Here is a 24,750-nt window from a genome sequence, read left to right as displayed (position 1 = left end):
ATGCCGCTGTCGATAACCTCTCAATCTCTCACTGCCTGTGAATCAGGGTCGGGTAACGCTGCCGTGGCGCAGTTGCCAGTGACTACGAATGCAATACCTCGCAAGGACAGCGAAGCGCTCGGCAACGAGCTGAACCAGTTACGCACTCAGATAAAACGTGAGTCCGACGCCTATCAACACCATATGTTACGGGCGGCATACGAAGATGTTCGCCCGCGGCCGCTCAGCACCCGCCAGAAAATCAAGGACCTGTGGGTGAGTGTGCAAATGGCGGGGTCAGGGCACCAGCCGGGGCATACACCCAATCGGTCCCTGCAACAGGCGTGGAAGGCCAAAGAGCGGCTGGCCAGGTTGAACAACCGCTATATTCCCCTCGCCAAGGCTGAAGCGCTTGCGCAAATGGGCGAGCAACTGATGGACGCCGAGGACAGCCTGCGTGGGCTCACTGGCGATAAGGCCGCTGCGGTCAGCGTCCATGTCAATCGACTGAGAGAGCGTTTCGAGGCCGCCAAGTTTGCCTTCGCCATCGATGTCGGCGAAACCTTGGCAAAGGACACGGCGCCGCTACTGCCACTGTTCAACGTGCAGACCTATTTGGGATTACAGCAGGCCGGGCAGGGGATTCGGGATGCTGCTGATGGAATCAAGGGCATGTACAACAAACAGTGTGTGCGGCCCGACCTGCTGAAGGTCAAACAGACCCAGATGTACCACGAGGACGCGCTGCGGATGGCCGCAGTCGACCATGGTACGCATGTTGTCGATGATCTTCGGGAAAAACACGCAGAGGCCGCCCCAGCAGATAAACAATGGCTGGAGTCGTTCATGTCCCAAACCCGGCAGGTGCTGAACCGCATCGATGCCGCGTTGAGCCTGCCGGGTGCCGAAGGCGTCGAGTTGGAGGAAGTCAGAGTCCTGCTCAAAGACATGCTCGGCCAAGCCAGTCCGCCGACGTCGGGTCGTTACGCCACGGGCGCCAACGGTGTCTACTGTGAAACCACAGGGCCTGTTGAGGAGCAAGGTTACACCCCAGAGATGCAACGCTTGGGCATTGCCTTGGGCAGTTGGTTGCTCGGCAATGGGGTTCTACTGACGCAACGCGTGGGCGATGCTATCGGAGAACATCCTGTGCTTGCGTTGGGGGTGCTTGCCGCCTATGGCGGCATCAGTACTTTTTATAGCAACTGGTTCCTGCCAGCTTCTCCAGGACTGGAAGATAACGAACGGCGGACGCATTCAAGCGATCGCTTGCCGATGCTGGACGCAGAGGTGGATATCGCACTCGAACAGGCACTGCCTGATCACCCTGATGTATTGATCGGGCAAGTGTTGCTGGATCAGTTGTACACAGGGAAGTCTCGCGCCCCTCGCAGTGTGGATGATGGCAACCTTTCGGTTGCACGCACAGGCTCAGTCGACGCAATGCTGAAGCACCGTGCCCATGGCGAAAACCAGACCAATGGTGAGCTTGTGCGAACCGCTGGAGGCATCGGTGCCGAGGTGGATGACACGATGCTGGCAGGGGCGATTACCACTGGATTGCAGCGTTTCGAACTTCAGCAAACCGAGCTTCAAGCGACGTATAAGAAAAAATTGGCCAATAGTCTGGAAGCGAACATTAAAGACTCCGTCGATTGGATGACCAACCTTTACGCCCCCATTTTGGACCCGTCTACTGCATTGGACGAAATCATCAATCAGCGTATCAAGGCATTTGAAAGACAGACGGGAGAGACCCTGAGTCTGCAACCTGACAGCAGGATTACCGTTTGGTACAAGGATAATCAGTCAGCTAACCCGAATCATCATCTGGTGTCCGCAGTAGAACGGAAAAAGTATTTCACTCTCAAGCAGGTCGTCACCGGCATTCACTTGAGCGATATAAGTCTGATGCGCGGACATCACGGTCAAGTCTATAAAGTTTCCCGAGTTTCCCATCAGCAGCTGGTCGACTTTATTGATAAAAAATTATTGAAGCGGACATTGGAAGCTAACCTCTCCGATTATAAAACCCGGCCAGGCCTAGAGCAAAAATGGGTAGATTTCTATGATGGCAGGATCAAGAATGCTGCATTTAACTATCTCTCCAACACGTCCATTGAACATCCTGGTCATGTGTTGATGAGCCGATTTTTGAACGGAGAATTAAAGGCATCTGAGGTTGAGTTTCATGGCACGAAGGTCAGCGGTGTGTTTGCTGTCACTCACGGGCAGTCTGCGGTCATGTGCAGTGTGGATGACGACAACTGTTTTTACATCAGTGAAAAACGTAATAATTACTGGAAGTTCGGGGCGTCTTATACGGAGTTCATGCCTGTTTATCCAAACGATGAAAAATTCAAAAGGTGGATCCGTATAAAACTGCCCATCATTGAGCAAGTCAAGGCTGCCAGGAATCCACAGGCGTTTGAGGTCACCCGAACAAAGATGTCAACAAACGTCCAAATAGGAATGGGCCGCAACGGTGGTCGGGTCAAGATCAAACCCTTGACTTTTACGGCCCAGGAAAGCGCACAGCAACTGAGCGCCTCTTTGTTCAAGTCAAACATGGCTCGTGCCAAATCGGATATTGACACATTGATTTTTACCGATTGGGAGCACTTTTCGCTCGAAGCGCTGAATGCCCTCAACGAGATTCTGAAGGTCCAAGGCTTGTTATTAATGGTCGGCGCTCCCGGCACCGGCGCCGTATTGAAATCGATGATCTATGCCACTGGCCTGGGGTTGGCCAGTGCAGGCGCCCACGCATTGAAAGCTGAAATCAGCGACGATCCGACGGAGCGAGATACTGCCGAAAAGTCCGCTTGGGTTTCTCTTATTTCAACGGCTGTTTCACTCGGCATTCCTTTGGCGATTGGCGGAGCAAAAGGGGCATATACAGTGGCCTCGGCGGTCCATTATCACCGTTTTGCCAAGGAATACATTATTCGGCCTGACACGTTTCGCATAATAAAAGACGTGCTGGCAAGAAGGTACGGGATCAAGTTCAGCCCTGCCGCTTCTTCTTCCCACGCGCCGGCAAATACGGCTGCATTGCTCCCTAAAACTGCAGGCTCGCCACCTGCAACGGGCCAGGCTGTGGCATCAGGGGCGGCGCCAGGCGTCCAAGGGGTAGCAGGAAAATCAACGACCTGGAACCAAATGACCGATGCACAAAAGGTCAGTCACTTGTCGAATAAGTTAACGGCCTCCGGCATCGGCAAGAAGTTGATCGCGCGGACCAGTGAGCAGTCTGTCAGACAGTCGATTGCCAATAATCGGCGACAGGCTCTCACGACGGCGACAAATTGGAAGAGTGAACGTACTGAAATCAATCTCGCAAAAGCATTGCTTGAATCTGATTCAAAACGCGTCGATACCGTGGACCAGTTTATAAAACAACTGCACAAGCAGCCGCCGACCATTGAGACACGCGCCGTCAGTGGGCCACCTGTGCAGAGGGCAGCGGGGTGGATTGCGGCGTCCAGTAGCCCCTGGATACCGGAAGGGCGTTTGCAGCAGGTTATCGCTCAGTTTCAGCAGGCCGATTTGAGCAAGATCAGTGTGATTGATGATATTCACCGGGCAATTATCGGGACTTCCGAAGAAACGGTTCGCCTCAGTGGAGACGCTGGTCAGCTGGGTTCTGATATCGCTCATGGTGCATTTGTACACCAACTGAAGAACTCGGGTGCTCCAACGGGATTGTCCCGAGCTGAATGGTTGTTCGGGTTGACCCAGAGTTTCCAACCCTATGCGACTAATAACGATCCATTGGCAAGGACACTCTATGCGTTGGCACATCTTCAGGATACCGACAACGGATTCAGTGCCCTCGTCAAAACCTCAGAATCACGCTTATCACCGCCTTCTATATCAGTTAAAAAGCCACCGGCCCGCGTACCTGCGGCGCCCACAAGCGCGTCTGATGTTGATACCCGAATCGAGCCCTTTCGACAGATTGAAGGCAGCCCTTCACGAGCACTACCCGTTGAGATGCATGGGTTCATGGAAACATTGCGCGCCAATCCCAAGCTGCACAATGCTTTCATGGCTCCCGCGGGACAGTGCGCAAGCGCCGCGGAAACGGTCGCCGAATTCATGCGTACAAATGGGTTTGAAAACATCAGGTTTCGAGGGATGCTGATCTGGAGTTCGCGCAACCCGGACGGTGTATTCAACCATTTTTTACCTGTAGGCGACTTCCAGGGCAAAACCTACGCGTTTGATCTGACGGCGCCACAGTTTGCCAATAAAGGCATGCCCTCGTTGACAGACCCGATGATTCTGCCGGAGCCGGCATTAATGCAGGCCTATCAGGCTGCTACGAACAAAGCACTGATCAAGTACAAGGACTTTTCCAACCTGCGTTCGGCAGAGGCAGCTTTTTCAGATTTTTCCGCACCCGGGCCTAAGCAGTTTATCGAGGGCGGCCACCTGCTCAGTTACGGCTGGAGCAAGCCAACCCTCGCGCAACCGAATGCAGCGTCCGGCCCTACGCCGCTGGACAAAGTGAGCACTCCCGTACGTGGGATTGCTCGCGTGCGCGCCCAGGATATTGCGAACCGTAAACCTGGCCTTCAAGTACCCCTATCCAGCCCTGCACCGGCCCCCCTTGCTATTGATAATCCAGGATTTCAGTTATTGGGTCCGAAAAACTGGGGTTCACTGTCGGACAAGGACAAGATCGACTATCTGGTAAACCGACTGTTGCTAAGTGATGACGCCCGGGCGCTGATGGGTTCCACCGATAAAGCCAGCGTTGTTCAATCCATTCGTAACAACTTGACGCTGGACGGTCTTGGCGTCCCGCGCCAGCGCTTTGCCTGGGGGGCGTTACAGAGCGAGGTAGGCCATGGTTTGCGTCGCCTGGCACAGGACCGTGCCCGGTTGGAGGCAACCAACGCCGCAATGAGATCCCTGCTGGACAGCACCCCGGTGGTCCCTCGCGAGCTCAAACTGGGTAATCCCTACGAAAAGGCGGCGGAGTGGATTGTCGATACGAGTCGCTCCGATGGTTTAACGGCGGACGAGGTTCTGGGCGTGTTGTGGCGTAACCGAGACGCCGACCTGACTGACATTCACACGATTGATGAGATTCATGCACAGGTCTACAAACCCGGGCCGGGTGAGCCTTATCGTGACTTCCGCTCCAGCAGCGACCCTGTGTATATGGCGTCGGAGATCGGGCACGCGGGGTTCGTGAAGCTATTGCCTGAACTTGCTCAAAGCGCACAAGACGGCAAGTGGCTTCTGGCAGACGGCCTGTTCGCGGCAGCGGTCCGATTTCACCCCTATGGCGACGGCAATGGCAGGCTCGCGCGCGCGTTGTATGCATTGGCACAAATCAAAGCGGACGGACCGTTCTTCAAGGCATTGACACCTGAGGGGGAAAGCATTCTGAACCCGAGAATCTGATACAGCCCTTCACTGCTGCCCAGGCCAAAAAAAGCCCCGTGACCGAATGGACCACGGGGCAAAAAATTGGCTGGATGCGACCAACCAAAGGAGCTCTTTACCTCACTTGGCGCTGGCGACCACCGTGTCCGGCTGCCAGCCACCCCCCAGGGCCTTGTAGATCGCGACGATGCCGCGATACAGGTCCACTTCGGCCTGGGCCTGGGAATCTTCGGCGGCCAGGCGCTCGCGTTGCGCGTCCAGCAGCACCAGGAAGTCCACGGTGCCCTCGCGGTAGCGGATCGCAGCCAGGTCGGCGGCGGCGCGGCTGGATTCGCTTTGGCGGATCAGCGAAACCAGGCGTTGCTGACGCTTGCCGTAGTCGCTGAAGGCGTTCTCGGACTCTTCCAGGGCCAGCAGCACTTGCTGCTCGTAGGTCGCCAGGGCGCCATCTGCCTCGGCATCGGCGCCGCGCAAACGGGCGCGCACGCTGCCCAGGTCGAAGGCGGCCCAGGTGATGCTCGGGCCGAGGGCCCAGGCATTGGCGGCGGACGAGCCGATCTGGGAACCGCGCCCGGCGGTAAAACCGAGGAAGCCGCTGAGGCTGACCCGTGGGAACAGGTCGGCCTTGGCCACGCCGATACGCGCAGTGGCGGCGGCCAGTTTGCGTTCGGCGCTGAGGATGTCCGGACGACGTTGCAGCAGTTGCCCCGGATCGCCAATCGGCAAGGCCTTGGCAATCGCCGGCAGGTCTTTCGGGCTCAGGTCGACTGTCAATTTGTCGGGACGCTGGCCGAGGAGGGTAGCGATGCGGTTACGCTCGCGCACTTGTTCGGCCTGCAGTTGCGGCACGCTGGCCTCAACCGCTGCGAGGCGGGCGTCGGCACGCTCCACGTCGAGCTGGTCGCCCACACCGGCATCGCGCAGGCTGACGGTGATGGCGCGCGATTCCTGCTGGTTCTTCAGGTTGTCCAAGGCAATGCGTTCACGCAGTTGCGCGCCACGCAGTTGGCCGTAGGCATCCACCAGTTCGGCGATCATGGTGACTTGCAGCTGGTACAAGTCAGCTTCGGCGGCCTGCTGGTCGGCGTCGGTGGCTTCCAGGTTGCGCTGGATGCGACCGAACAGGTCGAGTTCCCAGGCCATGTCCAGGCCGAGGTCGTAACGCTCACTGTTGACACGCTTGGTGGTCTGGCCCGGGATTTGACCCTTGGCCAGGTCACTGCTGGCGCGGCTGGTGATGGTCGGCATCGCGTCATTGCTGGCGTCATCGCGGATCGCTCGGGCCGCCCGCAGGCGGGCAAAAGCGACGCGCAAATCACGGTTGCCTTGCAGCGATTGGGTCACCAACTGGTTGAGGGTCGGGTCTTCGAACTGCTGCCACCAAATGCCTTCGAACTTGGCGTGGTCATACTTTTTGGCGTCGGCAGCGGCCGTGATATTGGCCGCCTCCGGGGTCTGGGTTTTGTAGTCCGGGCCTACGGCACAGGCGCTCAGCGCCAGTACCAGCAGGCTCGGCAGGAATACGTTCACACTCATTGCTGTGTCTCCAGCTTCAAGGCCTTGGCCGCTTTGCGCGCTTCGCTGCGCTCCACAGAGCGACGGATCAGTACGTAGAACACTGGCGTCAGCAACAGACCGAAGAAGGTCACACCGATCATCCCGGAGAACACCGCCACGCCCATGGCATGACGCATCTCGGCACCGGCACCGCTGGACAACACCAGGGGTACCACACCCATGATGAAAGCGAACGAGGTCATCAGGATCGGCCGCAGACGCAGACGGCAGGCTTCCAGTACGGCAGCGAGCGGGTCGAGGCCTTCTGCCTGTTTGTCCTTGGCGAACTCGACGATGAGGATCGCGTTCTTGCACGCCAGGCCCACCAGTACGATCAAGCCGATCTGGGTGAAGATGTTGTTGTCGCCACCGGAGATGATCACCCCGGTAATCGCTGACAGCAGGGTCATCGGTACGATCAGGATCACCGCCAATGGCAGGCTCCAGCTTTCGTATTGGGCGGCCAGTACCAGGAACGCCAGCAGTACGCAGAGCGGGAACACGAACAGCGCAGTGTTGCCCGAGAGGATTTGCTGATAGGTCAGGTCGGTCCACTCGTAGGTCATGCCGTTGGGCAGTTCGTCTTTCAGCAGTTTCTCGATGGCCGCCTGAGCCTGACCCGAGCTGTAGCCCGGTGCAGCGTTGCCGTTGATTTCGGCGGTGATAAAGCCGTTGTAGTGCATCACGCGGTCCGGGCCCGAGGTGTCGCTGACCTTGATGAAGGTCGCCAGCGGGATCATTTCGCCTTTGTTATTGCGCACTTTCAGCTGGCCGATCTGGTCTTCATCGAGGCGGAACTGTTGCTCAGCCTGCACGTTGACCTGGTAGGTCCGGCCGAAGCGGTTGAAGTCGTTGGCATACAACGAACCCAGGTAGATCTGCAGGGTGTCGAAGATGTCGCTGATCGCCACGCCGTGGGTCTTGGCCTTTTCACGGTCGATGGCGGCATCGACCTGGGGCACGTTGACCGTGTAGCTGGTGAACAGGCCGAACAGCTCCGGCGTGGTACGGCTCTTGGTGATGATGTTCTGCACTTCTTTGTACAGCTCGTCGTAACCCAGGTTGCCCCGGTCTTCGATCTGCAGGCGGAAGCCGCCAATCGTACCCAGGCCCTGTACCGGCGGCGGTGGGAAGATTGCCATGTAGGCTTCCTGGATGCTGCTGTACTTGCCGTTCAAGGCACCGGCAATCGCGCCGGCGGACATGCTCGGGTCTTTACGCTCGTCGAACGGTTTCAAGGTCACGAACACAATGCCGCTGTTCGGGCTGTTGGTGAAACCGTTGATCGACAGGCCCGGGAAGGCCACGGCGGCTTCCACGCCCGGTTGTTTCAGGGCGATGTCGGACATACGTTTGATCACGTCCTCGGTACGGTCCAGGCTCGCGGCGTCCGGCAGTTGGGCGAAGGCCACCAGGTATTGCTTGTCCTGCGCCGGTACGAAACCGGTTGGCGTGTGGGCAAAGCCCAGCCAGGTCAGGACCATCAGCCCGGCATACAGGAATAGCGCGATACCACTGCCACGGATCACCCGGCGTACGGTACCGACGTAGCCATGGCTGGCCTTGTCGAAGAAGCGGTTGAACGGTTTGAACAACCAGCCACCCAGCAACTTGTCGAGGAACTTGGAGAACCCATCCTTCGGCGCGTTATGGCTCTTGAGCAACACCGCCGCCAGGGCAGGGGACAAGGTCAGCGAGTTGAACGCCGAGATCACCGTCGAGATCGCAATGGTCAAGGCGAACTGTTTGTAGAACTGCCCGGTCAAGCCGCTGATGAATGCCGCGGGCACGAACACCGCACACAGCACCAACGCGGTGGCGATGATCGGGCCGGTCACTTCGCTCATGGCTTTTTCAGTGGCCGGGAAGGGATCCAGGCCCAGCTCGATGTTCCGCTCGACGTTCTCCACCACCACGATGGCGTCGTCCACCACGATACCGATGGCCAGTACCAGGCCGAACAGCGACAGCGCGTTGAGCGAGAAACCGAACAGGTGCATTACCGCAAACGTACCGATCAACGATACCGGCACCGCCACCAGCGGAATGATCGAGGCACGCCAGGTCTGCAGGAACAGGATCACCACCAGCACAACCAGGATCAGCGCTTCGAACAGGGTATGCACCACCGCTTCGATGGAACCACGCACGAAGATGGTCGGGTCATAGACGATGCTGTAGTCCATGCCTTGCGGGAAGCTCTTTTTCAGCTCTTCCATCTTGCCGCGCACTTCGTTGGAGATCTCGATGGCGTTGGAGCCAGGGCGCTGGAAGATCGGGATGGCCACGGCCGGCTGGTTGTTGAGCAACGAGCGCAGGGCGTATTGGCTGGAACCCAGCTCCACCCGAGCGATGTCTTTCAATCGCGTGATTTCACCGTTGGCGCCGGAGCGAATGATGATGTTCTCGAACTCTTCCTCGGTCACCAGGCGACCCTGGGTGTTCACCGACAACTGGAACGCGGTGGCGGTCGGCGCGGGTTGCGCACCCAGGGCACCGGCGGCCACTTGACGGTTCTGCTCACGGATCGCGGTCACTACATCGGTCGCAGTCAGGTTGCGCGAAGCGGTCTTGTTCGGGTCCAGCCATACGCGCAGGGAGTAGTCGCCCATGCCGAACAGCTGCACGTCACCCACACCGCCGAGGCGCGCCAACTCATCCTTCACGTTGAGCAAGGCGTAGTTGGACAGGTAGAGCATGTCGTAGCGCTGATCCGGGGAGGTCAAGTGCACCACCATGGTCAGGTCGGGGGAGGCCTTGTCCACGGTGATACCGATGCGCGTCACTTCCTCAGGCAGTTTCGGCTGAGTCCGGGTCACACGGTTTTGCACTTGCACCTGCGCGTTGTCCAGGTCGGTGCCCAAGGCGAAGGTGATGGTCAGGGTCAGCTTGCCGTCGGCGGTCGACTGCGAGGACATGTACAACATGTTCTCGACGCCGGTGATCGCTTGCTCCAGAGGAGCGGCCACGGTTTCACCGATGACCTTGGGGTTGGCGCCCGGGAAGTTGGCGCGCACCACCACGGTCGGCGGCACCACTTCCGGGTATTCGCTGATCGGCAATTGGAACAGCGAGATCGCACCAGCGATCAGGATCAGCAGTGAGAGCACCGCTGCGAAGATCGGCCGCGAAATGAAGAACTTGGAAAAATTCATCTTGAGTCGTTTCCCTTAACCGCGTGGAGCTGCAACGGCTGCGAGCTTGGGCGCGGTTTTTTCCGGCGCCACTTGCTCCAGGTTGCTGGCTTCAAGTGCTTGTCGTTGTTGGGCCAAGGCGGCGAGGGTTTCCTTGCTGGCCATCGGAATGGTTTCCGGGGCGACCGGCGACCCTGGGCGCACACGCTGCAGGCCCTTGACGATAATGGTGTCGTCCTTGTTCAGGCCACTGCGCACGATGCGCAAACCTTCGATCTTCGGCCCCAGTTCCACTGCGCGATAGGCCGGCTTGTCGCCTTCCATCACCAGCACGAACTTCTTGCCCAGGTCGGTGCCCACGGCTTCATCGTTGATCAGCACGGCAGAGTAGGTGCCGCTGCCGACCAGCTTCAGGCGGGCGTAGAGGCCAGGGGTGTATTCGCCCTTGCTGTTGTCGAACACGGCGCGACCACGGATGGTGCCGGTGGCCGGGTTGACCTGGTTGTCGACGAAGTTCATCTGGCCCAGGTGCGGGTTACCGGTCTCGTTGGACAGGCCCAGGTAAACCGGAGTGGTTGCACCGCGACGGCCTTGGCGGGCCAGCTCGGTGTATTTGAGGAACACCCGCTCATCGGCGTCGAAGTAGGCGTAGACCTTGTCGGTGGAAACCACGCTGGTCAGCGCGGTGACGTCGGCGGTCACCAGGTTGCCGGCGGTGATTTCGGCACGGCTGACGCGGCCGCTGATCGGCGAAGTCACGCGGGTGAAGCTCAGGTTCAGCTTGGCCAGGTCCAGCTGCGCCTGGATCCCGGCGACGGCGGCGCGGGCTTCCTGGGCGGCGGTGGTGCGCGAGTCGGCCAGTTCGGCGGAGATCGCATTGCTCTGGCGCAGGCGTTCGCCACGTTGCGCTTCGTTATCGCTGCGGGTCGCGGCAGCTTTGGTTTGGGCAAGCTGGGCTTCAAGGCGACGCACTTCGGCCTGGAACGGACGCGGGTCGATCTGGAACAGCAGGTCGCCTTTCTTCACCAGCGCGCCTTCGGTGAAGGCCACCTGGTCGATCTGGCCGGACACGCGCGGACGGATCTGCACGGTTTCCGGGGCTTCCAGGCGACCGGTGAATTCATCCCACTCGTTGACCGGTTGTTCCAGCACCTTGGCCACGCTGACTTTGGCAGCTGGCATGGCGGCCGCTTGTTCCGGGGTTTTACCGCACGCGCTCATCACCACTACCGCCAAAATGGCCAAGGGGAAGCGCAAATGTTTGAGTGACTGTTCCATGAGGTGCATCCGCCAATGTATTTGAGATGGGCGGATCATGCGCGGCGCTGTGCTATGTCACGAATCGAATGAAGCAAAGGTAACTATCATTCGGAATGATATAAGCGCGAGATTAGCCCTCTAGCATGGGGGTTTCGTTAGGGGGCTATCAATAGGCGTGATGACAAAGGTCTTTTGCGTGGTCTGTAAGGACAGGCGACCTTCAGGTGCGCTCAGTGCCCTTGATGCCTGCCTCAGCTCGTACAAAGGTGCGGAAAATGTGATTCCACGCAAAGGTCGAGCCGGTCCCTGCTGTTTTTCGCCTTTGATATGTATTCCTACATTTGCGTTTGGAACCAGCAAATATCGAACTCCACGAAAGGAGTCGCACTGCCAGGAAACATCGAGGGCTGTGCAGGCAACCGATCAGATCGGTTGAATACCAGGACCTTTAAGGAAGAAGCTCAGGAGAGACTATGCATTCATTTTTGAACGCCGCATTGGTTACATCGCAGCCGCCATTCAAACCCCTCACTCAAGCGTCGAACGACAAACAGATTGCCAATCAGGGAATATCGGGCACTCGAAGCACTGATTCACGGTCCGACTCTCCGACTATCGGCGTGGCTTCTTTGCTTGACCCTGCCGAGATTATCGCTGGAACTGACGCTCCAGGTGCGCCGCGAGCAGACCTTTCCCTCGATCAAAGAAGGCGGCTTGCCCAGAACTACACCCATCGAATCAAGACGCAGATAAACAATATCGAGACTGGTTCTGAAGGTGAAAGAAATGTCAGGTATCAACACCTCAAACCTTTCTTGACACCGGCAGGTTATTTCAGCGGTGCTTTGTTGGCGGCAGGTTGCGACCCCCATCAAAAAGTAACGGTCACCCTGAAAACGTACACGGGCATGGGAAAACCGGAGCATCTGAGCAGCGCCGAAAAGAGAACCTATTTTGCTTGGGAGTTGGCCGCCGGTGCCCTTGAGCACGATAGAGTTGAGCGCGGTGGTCCCGTGAACTTCAGTTTTTTGCACATCGAGCCGGCAGATGAAGAACATGTAGAGGCCCTTGAGTCACTCGGGAAAGTGCTGCAAGCCAGTTGGGAGGCCGATGTCGCCAAGCCTATGCGCGACGAATCAGGTACTAGAGCCCAGCGTGCCGGGAAGGCGGATGCTTATGCCTTGCAGAGTATCTTAAACAGCCTGATGAGCGATAAGGCGCAGGGCGGGAATTTAAGCGCTGAGGCCAAAGAAGCGGTGCGTCGAACAGTGCAGGAGAATGGACAGGTCATTGTTCCCAATATCTACGGCTACCCATTGTCTGGGTATGCTTTTATTGCTTACACGCCCTATGAGGGCAATTTTGAACATCGACCCAACAAGGGGTTGATGATTGATCTGGAGCATGGAAAAGCACATGAAATCCAGGGCGATGACGATTTTGCACAATGGGCTAAACAAAATCGAGATGACCTCAATCGCAGCTTCAATGCACGTGATAAGCAAGGGGGCATAGATGTTCATTGGCCGCGTGCAAGTGATGTGCTGGATACATTGATTGCGGGTGGTGGGGCGACCTATGAAGGTTATAAGAGTCTGGTTGCTGACCAAGCGATTCCGGTGAGAGAGCTCTTTAACTATACGCGTGCACGACGCAGTGATTACCGGCTTAAGTTTGGACGGCTGAAGGGTAATAACGGTAAGGGGGTTGCCTCCAGATTCCAGGCTGTTAACGCAAACAATGCCCGATGGGCTGACCAGACTGAGGTTTTTGGTTCATCTCAACAGTCGTGGAAAGAGGCCAAAGATTTCTGGGGTAACACGTTCGGTTATGTACCGTTGGTCGGCAATACGGGGAATATCGTTTTTGGTATTCATGACGGAATTTATGGGAAAACTGCCAGCGATCGCGTTCAGGGCAATGCTGTGGCCGTTATATCAGGCTTGCAGTTGATACACGAGGTGGCTCAAGGCATGACGGATGCGAATGTTGCGCTGCAAGAAGGCCTGGAACGTTACTCCGTTGGCAAACATTACCGCTGGGACTATGACGCGCAAACAAAAGATCTTCAGTTTGTAAGTACGCCAGTGGTCATGAACGCGGAAAAACTCGAGCCCCCCGCACAATACCCTGGGATGCGAGAGATAATGTTTCGGGGCAGAAAGTACTTTGCTGCAGAACAACCTGATATGGCTGATGGGCTCAGCTATCATCTGAGAATCCCAGACCCCAAGGATCCCGCAAAATTGGTCAGTGGCGCTATTGTCGCTAATCCTGACGAGGCCGGTGCCTGGCGAAGAACTGGGGTAGAGGGGGGCGGACGAGGTGAAGCAGCCGGAAAGCTCGAGACGTCAACGGTATTCAGGGGAATCCATGAACACACTGCCACGCGCGCCATCAGCTATATGGCCGAAGTTGACGGTTATTGGAAATCCGTTGAGTTTGATCTGCAACATAATACCTGGAGACTCGCGAGCACCCATCGACTACTGAAATGGGAGGAGGGCAAAGGGTTCAAGTATGCGCAACCCGAAGCGTTCGCCGGGGTGACGGATGAACAACGTCTTGCTTCTCTAAAGCAATTTGGCATTGAGGAGTTACCCACCCTGCCTCGTATTGAGGCGGCTGCAGGTCAAGTCGAGATCCCTAAACAAATTCATCAAATATGGATGGGCGATGCCGAGAAGCTGATGGAAAGAGCTAAGGTGATTGAAAAAAATGCAGCGCTCGCAAAAGAGCAGGCTGGCTTTTCAACCACTGTACACGTGTTATTGGATGGCATGCATGCCAACGAACAGTTAGCCGTGTTAAAAGAGGCGATGCCATCAGCGACCATCATTGATATGCGTCAAGAGCCATTTTTCATTGAATTTCAGAAAACAAAGTTTCATGAGCCCTTTGCACTGCTTGCCCGCGAGGGCAGTGATCGTAACCTATCGGCCGCCAGCGATATACTGCGTTATCCGATGATGGAGCATTTTGGAGGCATTTATCTCGATACAGATGACGAACTCCTAACTGGTTTCGGTACGTCAGTCTATAAGGTTGCACCGGGTGACTTGCTATTGAATGACGTTGTCAATGAACCCATGCTGGGGATGAAACTTGACTTTAACTCAAGCAATTTCGGCACGTTGAAAGGTAACCCCTTGTTGAAAAAGATCCAGGAAGAAGGCTGGGCCCGTTATCAGGAGAATCCCGGTTTCTTTAAAGATCGCCCACACGGAGCTATAACAGAAGCGCAGATCGACGACATGACCCAGTACATGACGGAGGAATCAAGAGTTTTTGGTCCAGGTCTTTTAAATGATGTGGTGCGCAAAGAGCATCCAAAATATCAAAGATATATATCAGCTTTTTCTTCGATCAATGACATAGCTGAAAAAGGAGTTGTGTTGTCAGTCGAACCTGTCGTGAAATGGATGGCCGAGGCAAATGCCCATTTTGCTCCGTTGGCAGAGCATATCAGTATTAATAGCGACCACACTTGGATTGAGTAACCCGATGCAGTCTGGGACAGGTCCTCTTCACGCTGCCTGAGTCGTAACGTGCCGGCCGGGGATGGCAGCAATCAATTCCCGCGTGTACTCACACCCCGGGTGACTGAATATCCGCTCCACCGAGCCGTGTTCAATCACCCGTCCATTGCGCAACACCAGCACCTCATGGGCAAAGTTGGCCACCACCGACAGGTCGTGGGACACCAGCACATAGGCAATGCCCATCTCCCGTTGCAGCTCCTCCAGCAGCTCAAGGATGCGCGCCTGCACCGACACATCCAGCGCGCTCACCGGCTCGTCGAGCAACAACAGGTCAGGCTTTAACGCCAGGGCCCTGGCGATGGCGACGCGTTGGCACTGGCCGCCGGACAGCTCTCGCGGCAGCCGATCCAGGTAGCTGACCGGTAAATGCACGCGGTTGATCAACTCCCGCGCCGCCTGCTCCAGCGCGGCGCCCTTGAGCCGCCCGAAGGACACCAGCGGTTCGACGATGCTGTCGAACACGGTGAAGCGTGGGTCCAGGGCGGCAAATGGGTTCTGTTGCACCAGTTGCAGGCGTTGGCGCAGTGGGCGGAAGTCGCGCCAGTTCAGGTGGGTGACGTCCTGTTGCTCGAACCAGACCTGGCCCTGCGTCGGTTTTTCCAGGCCGAGTGCGATGCGCAGCGCGGTGCTCTTGCCCGAGCCGGACTCACCGACGATGGCCAGGGTCTGGCCGGGATACACCTGCAGGTTGAGGTCCTCAAGGGCCACGAACGTTGATTCTTCGCCCTTGACCTTGGGCAGCGCAAATGTCTTGCCGACGTTTTTCAGGCTCAGGATCGGGGCCTGGGTCGAGTCAATGCGCGGCAAGGGCTCGCGCCGTTTGGCAAACGCCGGAGCGGCGGCTATCAGTGCCCGGGTGTAATCGTGTTGTGGCGCGCCAAGGATCCGGCCTGGCGTGCCCTGTTCGACCACTTCACCGTGTTGCATCACCAGGATCCGGTCGGCGCGGTCGGCGGCCACACCGAGGTCATGGGTGATGATCAACAGCGAAATCCCCCGTTCACTCACCAGGCGTTGCAAGTGGTCGAGGATCTTGCGCTGCACCGTCACGTCGAGGGCACTGGTGGGTTCGTCGGCGATGATCAAGCGCGGGTTGCCCGCCAGGGCAATGGCGATCAGCACGCGTTGGCGCATGCCGCCGGAGAGTTCATGAGGGTGCTGGCGCGCACGCAGTACGGGCGTGTCGATGCCCACCTGTTGCAGCAGTTCGACAATGTCCGCATCGACGCCAGGGTAGCGTTTGCCCCTGGCCAGGATCAGCGCCTCGGCGATCTGCTGGCCCACGCGCAGGGTCGGGTTGAGGCTGACCGTCGGATCCTGGGGCACCAGGCCGATGGTGCGGCCGCGCAATGCGCGCTTTTGGCGTTCACTGGCGTGGGTCAGGTCGTGGCTGTCTACCCACAGCTGGCCGGCGGTGATCTGCGCACTGTCCGGTAATAGACCGAGGATAGCGTTGGCCAGGGTCGATTTACCGGAGCCGGACTCGCCGACAATCGCCACGGTTTCGCCCTGGGCGATGTTCAGTGACAGGCGATTGACCGCCGTGTGGCCGTGCCGATAGCTGACGCTGAGTTGACGAACATCTACTAGAACGCTCATCGCTGGATCTCCTCGAAGGTGCGGGCAATATGGTTGAGGCTGAACACCACGGCCACCAGGAACAGTCCGGGCAGCAGGGAAACCCAGGGAGCGGTGATCAGGAAGTGTCGACCGTTGGCGATCAAGGTGCCCCATTCCGCAGCCGGTGGCGCGGCGCCGAAACCGAGAAAGCTCAGGCCTGCGGTGGCCAGGATCGCCGCGCCGAAGTCCAGGGTCGCCAGCACGGCCACCGGCCCCCATGCGTTAGGCAAGATGTGCCGCAGCAAGGTGCGCCCCCAGCTGGCACCGCCCAGGCGCGCGGCCTCGACGTAGGGCAGGGTCTTGACCCGCAGCACCTCGGCGCGGGTGGTGCGGGCAAATCCCGGAATAATGCCGATGCCCACGGCAATCGCCACCGGCACCGTGCCGAAGCCGATGGCCGTGACAATCGCCAGAGCCAGCAGCAGGCCGGGCAGGGCCAGCAGTACATCGACAAAGCGCATGATCACCGCGTCGATGCGCCCCCCGGCAAAACCCGACAGGATGCCCAGGCCCAGCCCGCCCAAGAGGGCGATGCCCACCGCAAGGAACGCCGCCAGGACCGATAGGCCGGCGCCATGCACCACCCGCGTATAGAGGTCGCGTCCCAGCTCATCGGTGCCAAACCAGTGGATCAGGTTGGGCGCGCGCAGCTTGTCGATGGGCGAGGTGGCGTAAGGATCGAAGCTGCTCAACACGTGCGGCGCCACAGCCGCCACCCATGCAAACACCACCACCAGCAGCGCCAGGCTGAACCCCGGTCGGCGCAACAGGGGCAACACCGTCGCCGCCACGCGTTGCAGGCGGCTGCGGCGGCGCCACGGTGCAGGGCTGGCCGGGAGGGTATTGCGGCCCAGGTTCTGCTCAAGGACAGTCATGGTCTAGGACACCTTTGGGATGTGGGAGATGCGCGGGTCGAACCACGGGTACAACAGGTCGACCAGCAGGTTTACAAGGACAAAAGCCGCCGCCGACACCGAAACGATCGCGAGCACTACCGGAATGTCCTGGCGCAGCACCGCTTCCTGTGCGAGGCGGCCAATGCCGGAGCGCGCGAAGATGGTCTCCACCAACACCGCGCCCGACACCGTATTGCCCACCTGCAACCCGATCAGGGTGAGGATCGGCAGCGCGGCATTCTTGAAGCCATGGCGTGCCTGCACCTGGCCACGGCTCAGGCCCTTGGCGTACGCAGTGGTGATGTAGGACTCTTTCCAGACCCCCTGGAAACTGCGTTGCAGCACCTGGGCATACACCGCTGCACTCGGAATCGCCAAGGTGACGGCGGGCAACACCAGGCTTTCCAGGCCCCGGCTGCCGGTGGCCGGGAACCAGCCGAGGCCGAAGGCAAACACCTGGATCAGCAACAGCCCCATCCAGAACACCGGCACCGAAAACCCCAGCGACGGCAGGCGCGCCAAGGCTGTTTTCAGCGGTTGCCAACGGATATAGGCGGTCAGGTAAGCCAGGCCGATTCCACCGAGCAGCGACAGCACAATGGCCAGGCCCGCCAGGGACAGGGTCTGCGGCAGGCGTTCGGCAAGCAACTCGGCCACTGGGCGATTCAGTGAAAGCGACTGTCCGAAATCCCCCCGCAACGCCCCCAGCAGCAGGTCGACATACTGCTCGAACAGGCCTTTATCCAGGCCGTAGTAGGCCCGCGCCTTGGCCAGGTCCTCCACCGACAGCGCGTCGGCCTCCATGCCCGACGCGCTGAGCATGATCGACAAGGTGTCGCCCGGCAGCAGATACAGAATGAAATAGGTGATGCTGTAGGCCCCCCACAGCACCAGCAGCGCCTGGCCGATACGGCCGATCAGATAGCGGCTCATGGCGTGCCGATCTCGATATCACCGAGCAGCGCAAAGCCCTCGGCGGTCCAGCGGAAATTTTTTACCTTGGGCGAGGTCGCCGCCTGCCACACGCGCTCATACACCGGGAATGCCGAGCTTTCATCGATGAGTAAATCCTGCAGGCTGCCGTAGGCGGCAGCGCGTTGCGGGGCTTGGGTGGCCGTGATGCCGGCGTCGAACAAGCCCTTGGCCTGTTCCAGCACCGCCGGTTCATAGGTGTTGGTGGCCAGCGTGGAACTGTTGGCGCTGCGTGGATCGAGGATGGTCTGCAGGATGATCGGGTCGGCGCGGGTCATGTAGTTGATGGTCAGGTCATAGTTGCCCGCCGAGTTGTTGGCGACCCATTCGGCGCGGGTGACCACGCTGAGTTTCAACTCGATGCCGACCTTGCGCAGTTGGTCCTGGATCAGCACGTCGCCCGCGGTCTCGGCCGGGGTGATGTTGTAGCTCAGGCTCAGGCGCTTGCCGTTCTTTTGCCGGTAACCATCCGCACCCTTGGTCCAGCCGGCTTGCTCCAGCAGTTGCTCGGCGCCTGCCGGGTCATAGGCCAGCTTGGCGCCCTGGCTTTTGAAGTACGGCGTGGTCACATCGAAGATGCCATCCACCACCGGGAACTCAGCGTTGTAGACGGTGCTGGCGTAGCTCTTGCGGTCGAGGGCCTTTTGCAGCGCCTGGCGCACGTGCCGGTCGGCCAGGACCCGCTCGCCACGGGTATTGGGGTACAGGTTCAGCGCCGGCCCCGGCAGCGAACGGCTCTGAATGGTCGCGCCCTTGGACTGGAACAGCTTCAGGTCGACCTCCGAGAACGGGTTGCGCGGCCACAGGATGTCGGCCTTGCCTTGCAGGAACAGGCCGTTGCGCACGCTTTCTTCGGGGATGTAGCTGATGTCCACCGCGTCCAGGTGCGCTTCACCCTGGTTTTTCATATTGGCCGAGGCCCAGGCGTAGCCCTTGCGCTTGGTCAGGTGCGCACCGACTTCCGGCGTGTAGCTGGCCAGTACGAACGGCCCGGTGCCGATGATCTTGCCCAGGGAGCGTTCCTTCACGCTCAGCGCGTAGGAAGCCGGCGCGAGGATCGCCAGGTTGGTGGTGGAGGTAGCTTGCAGGAAACCTGCATTGGGCTTGGACAGCACCAGCTTGACGGTGAAGTCGTCCACCACCTCGGCGTGGTCGAAGCCTGCCAGGTAGGTGGCGCCGAAGGTGGCCGGCAATTCGGTGGCCAGTGCCTTGTCGCTGTCGAAGGCGGTTTTCACCGCCTTGGCGTCGAAGCGCTCGCCGTTGCTGAAGGTTACGTCCTCACGCAGGTGGAAGGTATAGGTCAGGGCGTCGTCACTCACTTCCCAGCGTTTGGCCAGCCACGGAATGATCTGGCCGGTCTGCGGGTCCTGGTCGGTCAGGGACTCGGCCACGTTGCGCAGCAGCACGCGGTGCTCCAGCCAATAGACCTGGAACGGATCGACGCTGACCAGGGTGGTGTTATCGCCGAAAAACGCGATGTTCAGGGTCTTGCCCGCCTGGGTGTCATTCCCGGGCGAGCAGGCGGCAAGGCTCAGCGCCAGGGCGCAGGGGGCCAGCAGACGGCTCATCAAGTTGGCGGTATTCAATGGTGTGCCCTCATGTGGCGTGTGGATCAGAAGTCGTAGGCGAGCTTGGTGTACCAGTAGCCGCCGCCGGGGTAGAACGGCGGGTTGCCGTAGGCCGCGAGGCCGAGGTTGCTGTACACCGCGTGTTTGTCGGGGCGCATGTCGAAGATATTGGTGCCGCCGATGCTCACGGTGAGGCTGTCGACGAAGGTGTAGCTGACATCCAGATCGGTGATCCACTTGGCGCCGAAGCTGCGGTCGCCGGAGGGGTTGACGGCCAGGGTCTTGACCGCGCCGTAGCGCGCGGTTTGCAGGTTGACGGCCAGGTCCCGGACCTTCCAGTTGGCGCCAAGGATCCACTTGGTCTTGGGTGAGGCGTCGGTCAGGTCGCCTTCGCGGTCGCGGCCGACCAGGGTCACGCCGGAGCCGGCCAGTGCCGCCGGCGTACCGCGAGTGCCTTCAATCGTGGTCTTGTTCCAGTTGAAGCCCAGGCTCCAGCGCACATCGCCCCATGCCTCCAGCGGCGTGGTGTGGTCGGCCACCACGTCCAGGCCTCTGGTGCGGGTGTCGAAGGCGTTGGTGTAGTAGTTGACCCAGGTACCGGTGGGTACGCCCTGGGCGGCGAGAATGGCGTTGATCGCGCCGTTGCCACGGTCGTAGATATTGCTGGTCAGGGCGATGCGGTCATCGATGTCGATCAGGTAGGCGTCGGCGGTGACGCTGGTGCGTGGCGCTGGCTGCCAGGTCAGGCCCAGCCCCAGGTTGCGCGATTTCTCCGGCTTGAGGTCATCGCCGCCCAGCGCCTTGGCCAGGTTGCTGCCGGAAGGCGTCAGGCGCGTCACGGCCGGCACCACGTTGCCGTTCACATCGGTCGCCACGCGGTTGTCGGCCACGGTGTAGCCGATCTGGGTCAGGGAGGGTGCGCGGAAACCGGTGCCCACTGTGCCGCGCACAGCCACGCTGTCGGTGAGTTCGTAGCGTGAGTTCACTTTCAGGCCGAAGGTGTTGCCCGAGTCATCGTCGTAGTGCTCGACCCGCCCGGCGACGTCGAGGAACCAGCGGTCCGTCAGGTCGAAACCCAGGTCCAGGTAACCGGCGTAGTTATTGCGGATCAGGCTGACTTCATCTTCCGGACGAATCGTCACCGCCGCCTGTGCGCCCGATGCGGCGGGGTAGGTGCCGGTGATATAGGCCTCGCGCTCGCCGGCAAACGTACTGAAATGCTCCCAGCGGTGTTCCAGGCCGGCGGAGACCTGCACCGGCGGCGTCAGGTTGAACAGGCTGTCGTAGCGGCGGGTGAAGTCCAGGTTGTTGACCCACTGCTCGAAGCGGAAGGTCGCCAGGTTGTCGAATTTGGTCGGCGACGCGGTGCCCAGCGACGGGTTGATATTCAGGTCGCTGGAGTGGTGCACGTTGTTGCGCCCGTAGGTGGTGCTCAGGTCCCAGTTCCAGTCGGCCACCAGGCCCTTGCCGCCGAACAGCAACTGGTAGTCGCGGTCCTTGATGTTGTTGAGCGGGAAGTAACCGTCGGGAAACACCTCGGGCACTGCGGCGGTGCCAGTCGGCAGGCGAAAGTAGTTGGCGGCCTCGGCATCGCGTTCGCCGTAGGTGGAGAACGAATACAGTGTCAGGTCTTCCAGCGGCAGTTCGGCGTTGTAGGCCAGGTTGAAGGCCTTGAGGTCCGGGTCGCCGTTCTTGATCGCCACCCGGTCCCAGGCCGCTTCCTTGGCTGGGTCAGCGAACGCCCGCACGCTGCTGTCGGCCTTGTCGTTCCACGATGCGCTGCCACGTTTGCGCGCATCGGCGGAGAAGTGAAAGAAGCCGCCCTGGCCCAGTTCGAAGCCCTGGTCACCCGCGACCTTGATGGTCTCGCCCTGGCCGGAATACAACTGACCGTAACTGGTCTCCAGGTGGCCGCCGCTTTTCCCGGACTTGAGGATGATGTTGATCACGCCAGCGACTGCATCGGAACCGTACTGCGCGGCAGCGCTGTCCTTGAGCACCTCGATATGGTCCACCGCGCTGACCGGGATCAGATCGATGTCCACCGCATTCGCACCGCTGTTATCGATGGAACCGCGCTGGCCGGTGGCGCCGTTATGCCGGCGTTTACCGTTGACCAGCACCAGGGTGTAGGCCGGCCCCAGGCTGCGGTTGCTCAGCGGGCGGGTCACCGAGTTATAGCCGGCGATGTTGGTGCCGAAGTTGAACGACGGCAGCAGTTTGGCGATGGCTTCGGACAACTCGGCGCGGCCGGTCTTGAGCAACTGGTCGCTGTTGATCACATCGATCGGCGCCGGGCTGTCGGCCACCGTGCGTTGCTGGCCACGCAGACCGGTGGAAATCACGGTGACAGTGTCGAGCTTGGCGTCTTCGGCAAAAGAGGGCGCAGCAGTCAGGAGCAGGGAGCCGGTCAGGAGTGAAAGAGGTAATTTCTTGAGGGGCGTGGGGAAGGCGATGTCTGGCATGGAGGTAACCTGGAGGGTGTGGGTGCGTCCTCCGCCAGGTATGGGGTCGGTCTGTGAAATGAAGATATATCTATAAAAAACCTTGTGGAAAGTCTTTTTTGGAATAAGCTAATTATCAGTTAATATTATTTATATCTTAAATAAAATTACCTATTTTTATTATGTGAAAAACAGGCACGCTGCTTATCGCCAATGTCGACTACATTCCAAGGGAGGTTCCCTTACGGAGAAGACGATCATGTTCAAACCCCGCACGCTGGCGGTTGCTGTTACGTGCCTCGCTTTGGTCCTGGGCCCGGTGGCGGCGGTGGCCGACCCTGGCAACGGCAAGGGCCAGGGTTCCGCAAAGGGCAACGCACAAGGCGGCCAGGGTCATGGCAACCAGGGCCATAAGGACAAAGGCGCAGACGCCGATGATAGTGGGCACGGCCCCAGTATCGACCGTGGCGGCATCCTGGGGGTGCTTGGTGGCTATCGTGACTATTGGAGCCCAGGCCCATCACTGCCGCCTGGCATACAGAAGAAGTTAGCGCGAGGCAAACCGCTGCCTCCAGGCATTGCCAAGAAGCTCGATGGGCGCCTGCTGGGCAGGCTGCCGCATTATGACGGCTACGAATGGCAGCAGGCGGGCACCGATCTGATCCTCGTGGCTATCGCTTCCGGCCTTATTTATGAGGTGCTCGAGGGGGCTTTCGATTAGGACGCCGAAGCCTGACGGTGGGGCCGCCGTAACGCGGTCGAACAGATTGAATTTACCGGGAAGGATGCGTGCACAAGTTCACTGGCACAGTCGGATGATGACTCAGGCTCGACGCTTTCCAGCCATCAAGCCTGCACCGCAGGGCCTTTCAACTCGATCTGATTATCATCAGGATCATTGAGATACATCGATAACCCGGTTCCCTCCGCGCCATACCGCATCACGGCCGCTTCAGCGGATACCCCGGCTGCCGCCAGGTGCTGGAGAATGGCCTGTTCATCGAACGGCTCGACCCGCAGGCAAACGTGATCGACATTGTGTCTTTGCTTGCCCGCCGGCTCCCCACCCTGACGCCCGATCGGTCCGTTCACATCAACCAGGTCAATCATGGATGTGCCAGCACTCAGGTGAATCATGCCGAGGTCGTCACGGCGTTTTTTGACATCACACCCCAGCACGGATGTGTAGAACGCCAGGCTGCGCTCAATGTCCTTGACCCGCAAAACAACATGATCGATACGTTGAAGGGTAAAACTGCGCATTTCCATCACTCCTGATTCTTGCCGTTGTCGAATGGGACATTGTTCAGGGTAGCCGTGTTCAGGGTAGCCGCAGTTTGTCTTATGTTTCTGCCTCGCATTGCCAAATGCACCTGTTGGGTCAGCCACAACGACCGGCAACGAGCCTGTGATGCGCATCGCCTCGGCACCTCGGATACGCCAACGCCAGCGGGAGCTATCCGAATTCCTTGCCCGATTCAAAGTTACAGGCCTGGCAATCAGAGATCATAAACTCCGTAAAGAATATGCCTGAGGGATCGGCCAAAGCAGCCGCGGAGAGTGCACTCAAGGCTGGCAGGGTCGAAGGCTGGATAATCAATGGCCGCAATAGTCTAGAGGCAGATAACGTGAAAGAGTGGTCGTCGCTGTGCAGGTCGAAGGCGGGGGGCGTCGTTGATCTACGGGAACAACGCGTGCTCGCCATGGACGACGGCGCGTACAAGATTTCAGATAATCAATATTTTTTTGCTGACGCCTGTTCTGTTGAGGGAGAGGAAAAGATGAATGATGTCGTTAAAACAGCCTGGGCGGATGCCGGCGTCAATAAGGAGCTTTTTTACGTCACTACTTATTCTGGCTATCGCAGCAGTCGCGCTGACCCACAAGGTGTCGAGCACCAGTCCGACACCGAGATCGATGATCACGTGTTGGGCACCCTGGTGCTGGATGCGTTGGCCCATAGCCGATTCGTGCTTCCCGAGCCACGCAGCGATGTCTGGATTCACCCTGAAGCGACATTCGATATGGACCTGTACGACCGTGACCTGTCCACTCAGCGATATGATCAGTGGGTCAGTCGGACGCTGGAGCGCTGGGGCTACAAGAGCAAGCGTGCTTTATTCAAGGACATGAAGAAGTGCAGTATCGAAAGGAAGGAAGGTCACATAACCTTTCGCCCCAGTCATCACGAAAAGTTGGAGGTTTGGACCAGCAAGGGAATCAATGACGCGCGCCATGTGCATATTCCCAGTGACAGCAGTCCTTCTGAGGTAGGGGCCGCTTTACGTTTGGCATTTAGTCGGTGTACTTAGTAGCTGAGGCGTTGAACGAGTTCGGTTGCTTCACCCAGCGATTGTATCGCTTGAGTGATCATCATG

General features: G+C 59.0%; 13 protein-coding genes. 4 read left to right on the top strand and 9 right to left on the bottom strand.

The window, feature by feature from the left end; genetic code table 11:
• Positions 1-5,397 (top strand): hypothetical protein, encoded by a 5,397-nt coding sequence (locus BFN10_RS03110; protein WP_071488418.1) that lies wholly within the window; start codon positions 1-3, stop codon positions 5,395-5,397.
• A gap of 102 nt (positions 5,398-5,499) precedes the next feature.
• Here BFN10_RS03110 and BFN10_RS03105 read toward each other — a convergent pair whose 3' ends face one another.
• The 3 genes from BFN10_RS03105 to mexE are packed head-to-tail and all read right to left on the bottom strand — an operon-like array spanning position 5,500 to position 11,348.
• Entirely contained in the window at positions 5,500-6,915 is a 1,416-nt protein-coding gene (locus BFN10_RS03105; RefSeq protein ID WP_071488417.1) for an efflux transporter outer membrane subunit, read from the bottom strand.
• On the bottom strand, positions 6,912-10,091 hold the full coding sequence (locus BFN10_RS03100; RefSeq protein WP_071488416.1) for an efflux RND transporter permease subunit: 3,180 nt from the start codon (positions 10,089-10,091) through the stop codon (positions 6,912-6,914). The genes BFN10_RS03105 and BFN10_RS03100 overlap by 4 nt, the downstream gene beginning before the upstream one ends.
• Positions 10,092-10,106: 15 nt before the next feature.
• Complete coding sequence (gene mexE / locus BFN10_RS03095; RefSeq protein ID WP_071488457.1) at positions 10,107-11,348, bottom strand: multidrug efflux RND transporter periplasmic adaptor subunit MexE; 1,242 nt, start codon at positions 11,346-11,348, stop codon at positions 10,107-10,109.
• Positions 11,349-11,803: 455 nt separating this feature from the next.
• Between mexE and BFN10_RS03090 the strand changes: the two genes are divergently transcribed.
• On the top strand, positions 11,804-14,830 hold the full coding sequence (locus tag BFN10_RS03090; RefSeq protein ID WP_071488415.1) for a glycosyltransferase: 3,027 nt from the start codon (positions 11,804-11,806) through the stop codon (positions 14,828-14,830).
• Positions 14,831-14,857: 27 nt separating this feature from the next.
• Here the strand turns inward: BFN10_RS03090 and BFN10_RS03085 are convergent, their stop codons facing one another.
• From BFN10_RS03085 to BFN10_RS03065, 5 genes are read right to left on the bottom strand one after another with little or no spacing between them, the layout of a single operon-like run.
• A complete protein-coding gene (locus BFN10_RS03085) occupies positions 14,858-16,471 on the bottom strand; it encodes a dipeptide ABC transporter ATP-binding protein (RefSeq protein ID WP_071488414.1) in 1,614 nt (537 codons plus the stop codon).
• Positions 16,468-17,367, bottom strand: a complete 900-nt coding sequence (locus BFN10_RS03080; protein ID WP_071488413.1) for an ABC transporter permease — start codon at positions 17,365-17,367, stop codon at positions 16,468-16,470. The genes BFN10_RS03085 and BFN10_RS03080 overlap by 4 nt, the downstream gene beginning before the upstream one ends.
• A 3-nt stretch (positions 17,368-17,370) precedes the next feature.
• On the bottom strand, positions 17,371-18,321 hold the full coding sequence (locus BFN10_RS03075) for an ABC transporter permease (RefSeq protein WP_071488412.1): 951 nt from the start codon (positions 18,319-18,321) through the stop codon (positions 17,371-17,373).
• Positions 18,318-19,928 carry an ABC transporter substrate-binding protein gene (locus tag BFN10_RS03070; RefSeq protein WP_071488456.1) on the bottom strand — a complete coding sequence of 537 codons (1,611 nt, stop codon included), beginning with the start codon at positions 19,926-19,928 and terminating at the stop codon, positions 18,318-18,320. The genes BFN10_RS03075 and BFN10_RS03070 overlap by 4 nt, the downstream gene beginning before the upstream one ends.
• Before the next feature lie 44 nt (positions 19,929-19,972).
• Positions 19,973-22,393 carry a TonB-dependent receptor plug domain-containing protein gene (locus BFN10_RS03065; protein ID WP_071488411.1) on the bottom strand — a complete coding sequence of 807 codons (2,421 nt, stop codon included), beginning with the start codon at positions 22,391-22,393 and terminating at the stop codon, positions 19,973-19,975.
• Positions 22,394-22,631: 238 nt separating this feature from the next.
• Between BFN10_RS03065 and BFN10_RS03060 the strand changes: the two genes are divergently transcribed.
• Complete coding sequence (locus BFN10_RS03060) at positions 22,632-23,093, top strand: anti-virulence regulator CigR family protein (RefSeq protein ID WP_071488410.1); 462 nt, start codon at positions 22,632-22,634, stop codon at positions 23,091-23,093.
• 125 nt (positions 23,094-23,218) lie between these two features.
• On the opposite strand, the gene BFN10_RS03055 is transcribed toward BFN10_RS03060, so the two are convergent.
• Positions 23,219-23,635 carry a VOC family protein gene (locus BFN10_RS03055; RefSeq protein ID WP_071488409.1) on the bottom strand — a complete coding sequence of 139 codons (417 nt, stop codon included), beginning with the start codon at positions 23,633-23,635 and terminating at the stop codon, positions 23,219-23,221.
• A 206-nt stretch (positions 23,636-23,841) separates the two neighbouring features.
• On the opposite strand from BFN10_RS03055, the gene BFN10_RS29645 reads away from it, so the two are divergent.
• Positions 23,842-24,684, top strand: a complete 843-nt coding sequence (locus tag BFN10_RS29645; RefSeq protein WP_231999498.1) for a contact-dependent growth inhibition system immunity protein — start codon at positions 23,842-23,844, stop codon at positions 24,682-24,684.
• The last annotated feature ends 66 nt before the right edge of the window (positions 24,685-24,750 follow it).

The sequence above is a fragment of the Pseudomonas extremorientalis genome (assembly GCF_001870465.1).
GTDB lineage: Bacteria > Pseudomonadota > Gammaproteobacteria > Pseudomonadales > Pseudomonadaceae > Aquipseudomonas > Aquipseudomonas extremorientalis.
Note: the sequence above shows the minus strand (reverse complement) of the source record. Positions and strands in the feature narration are given on the sequence as shown.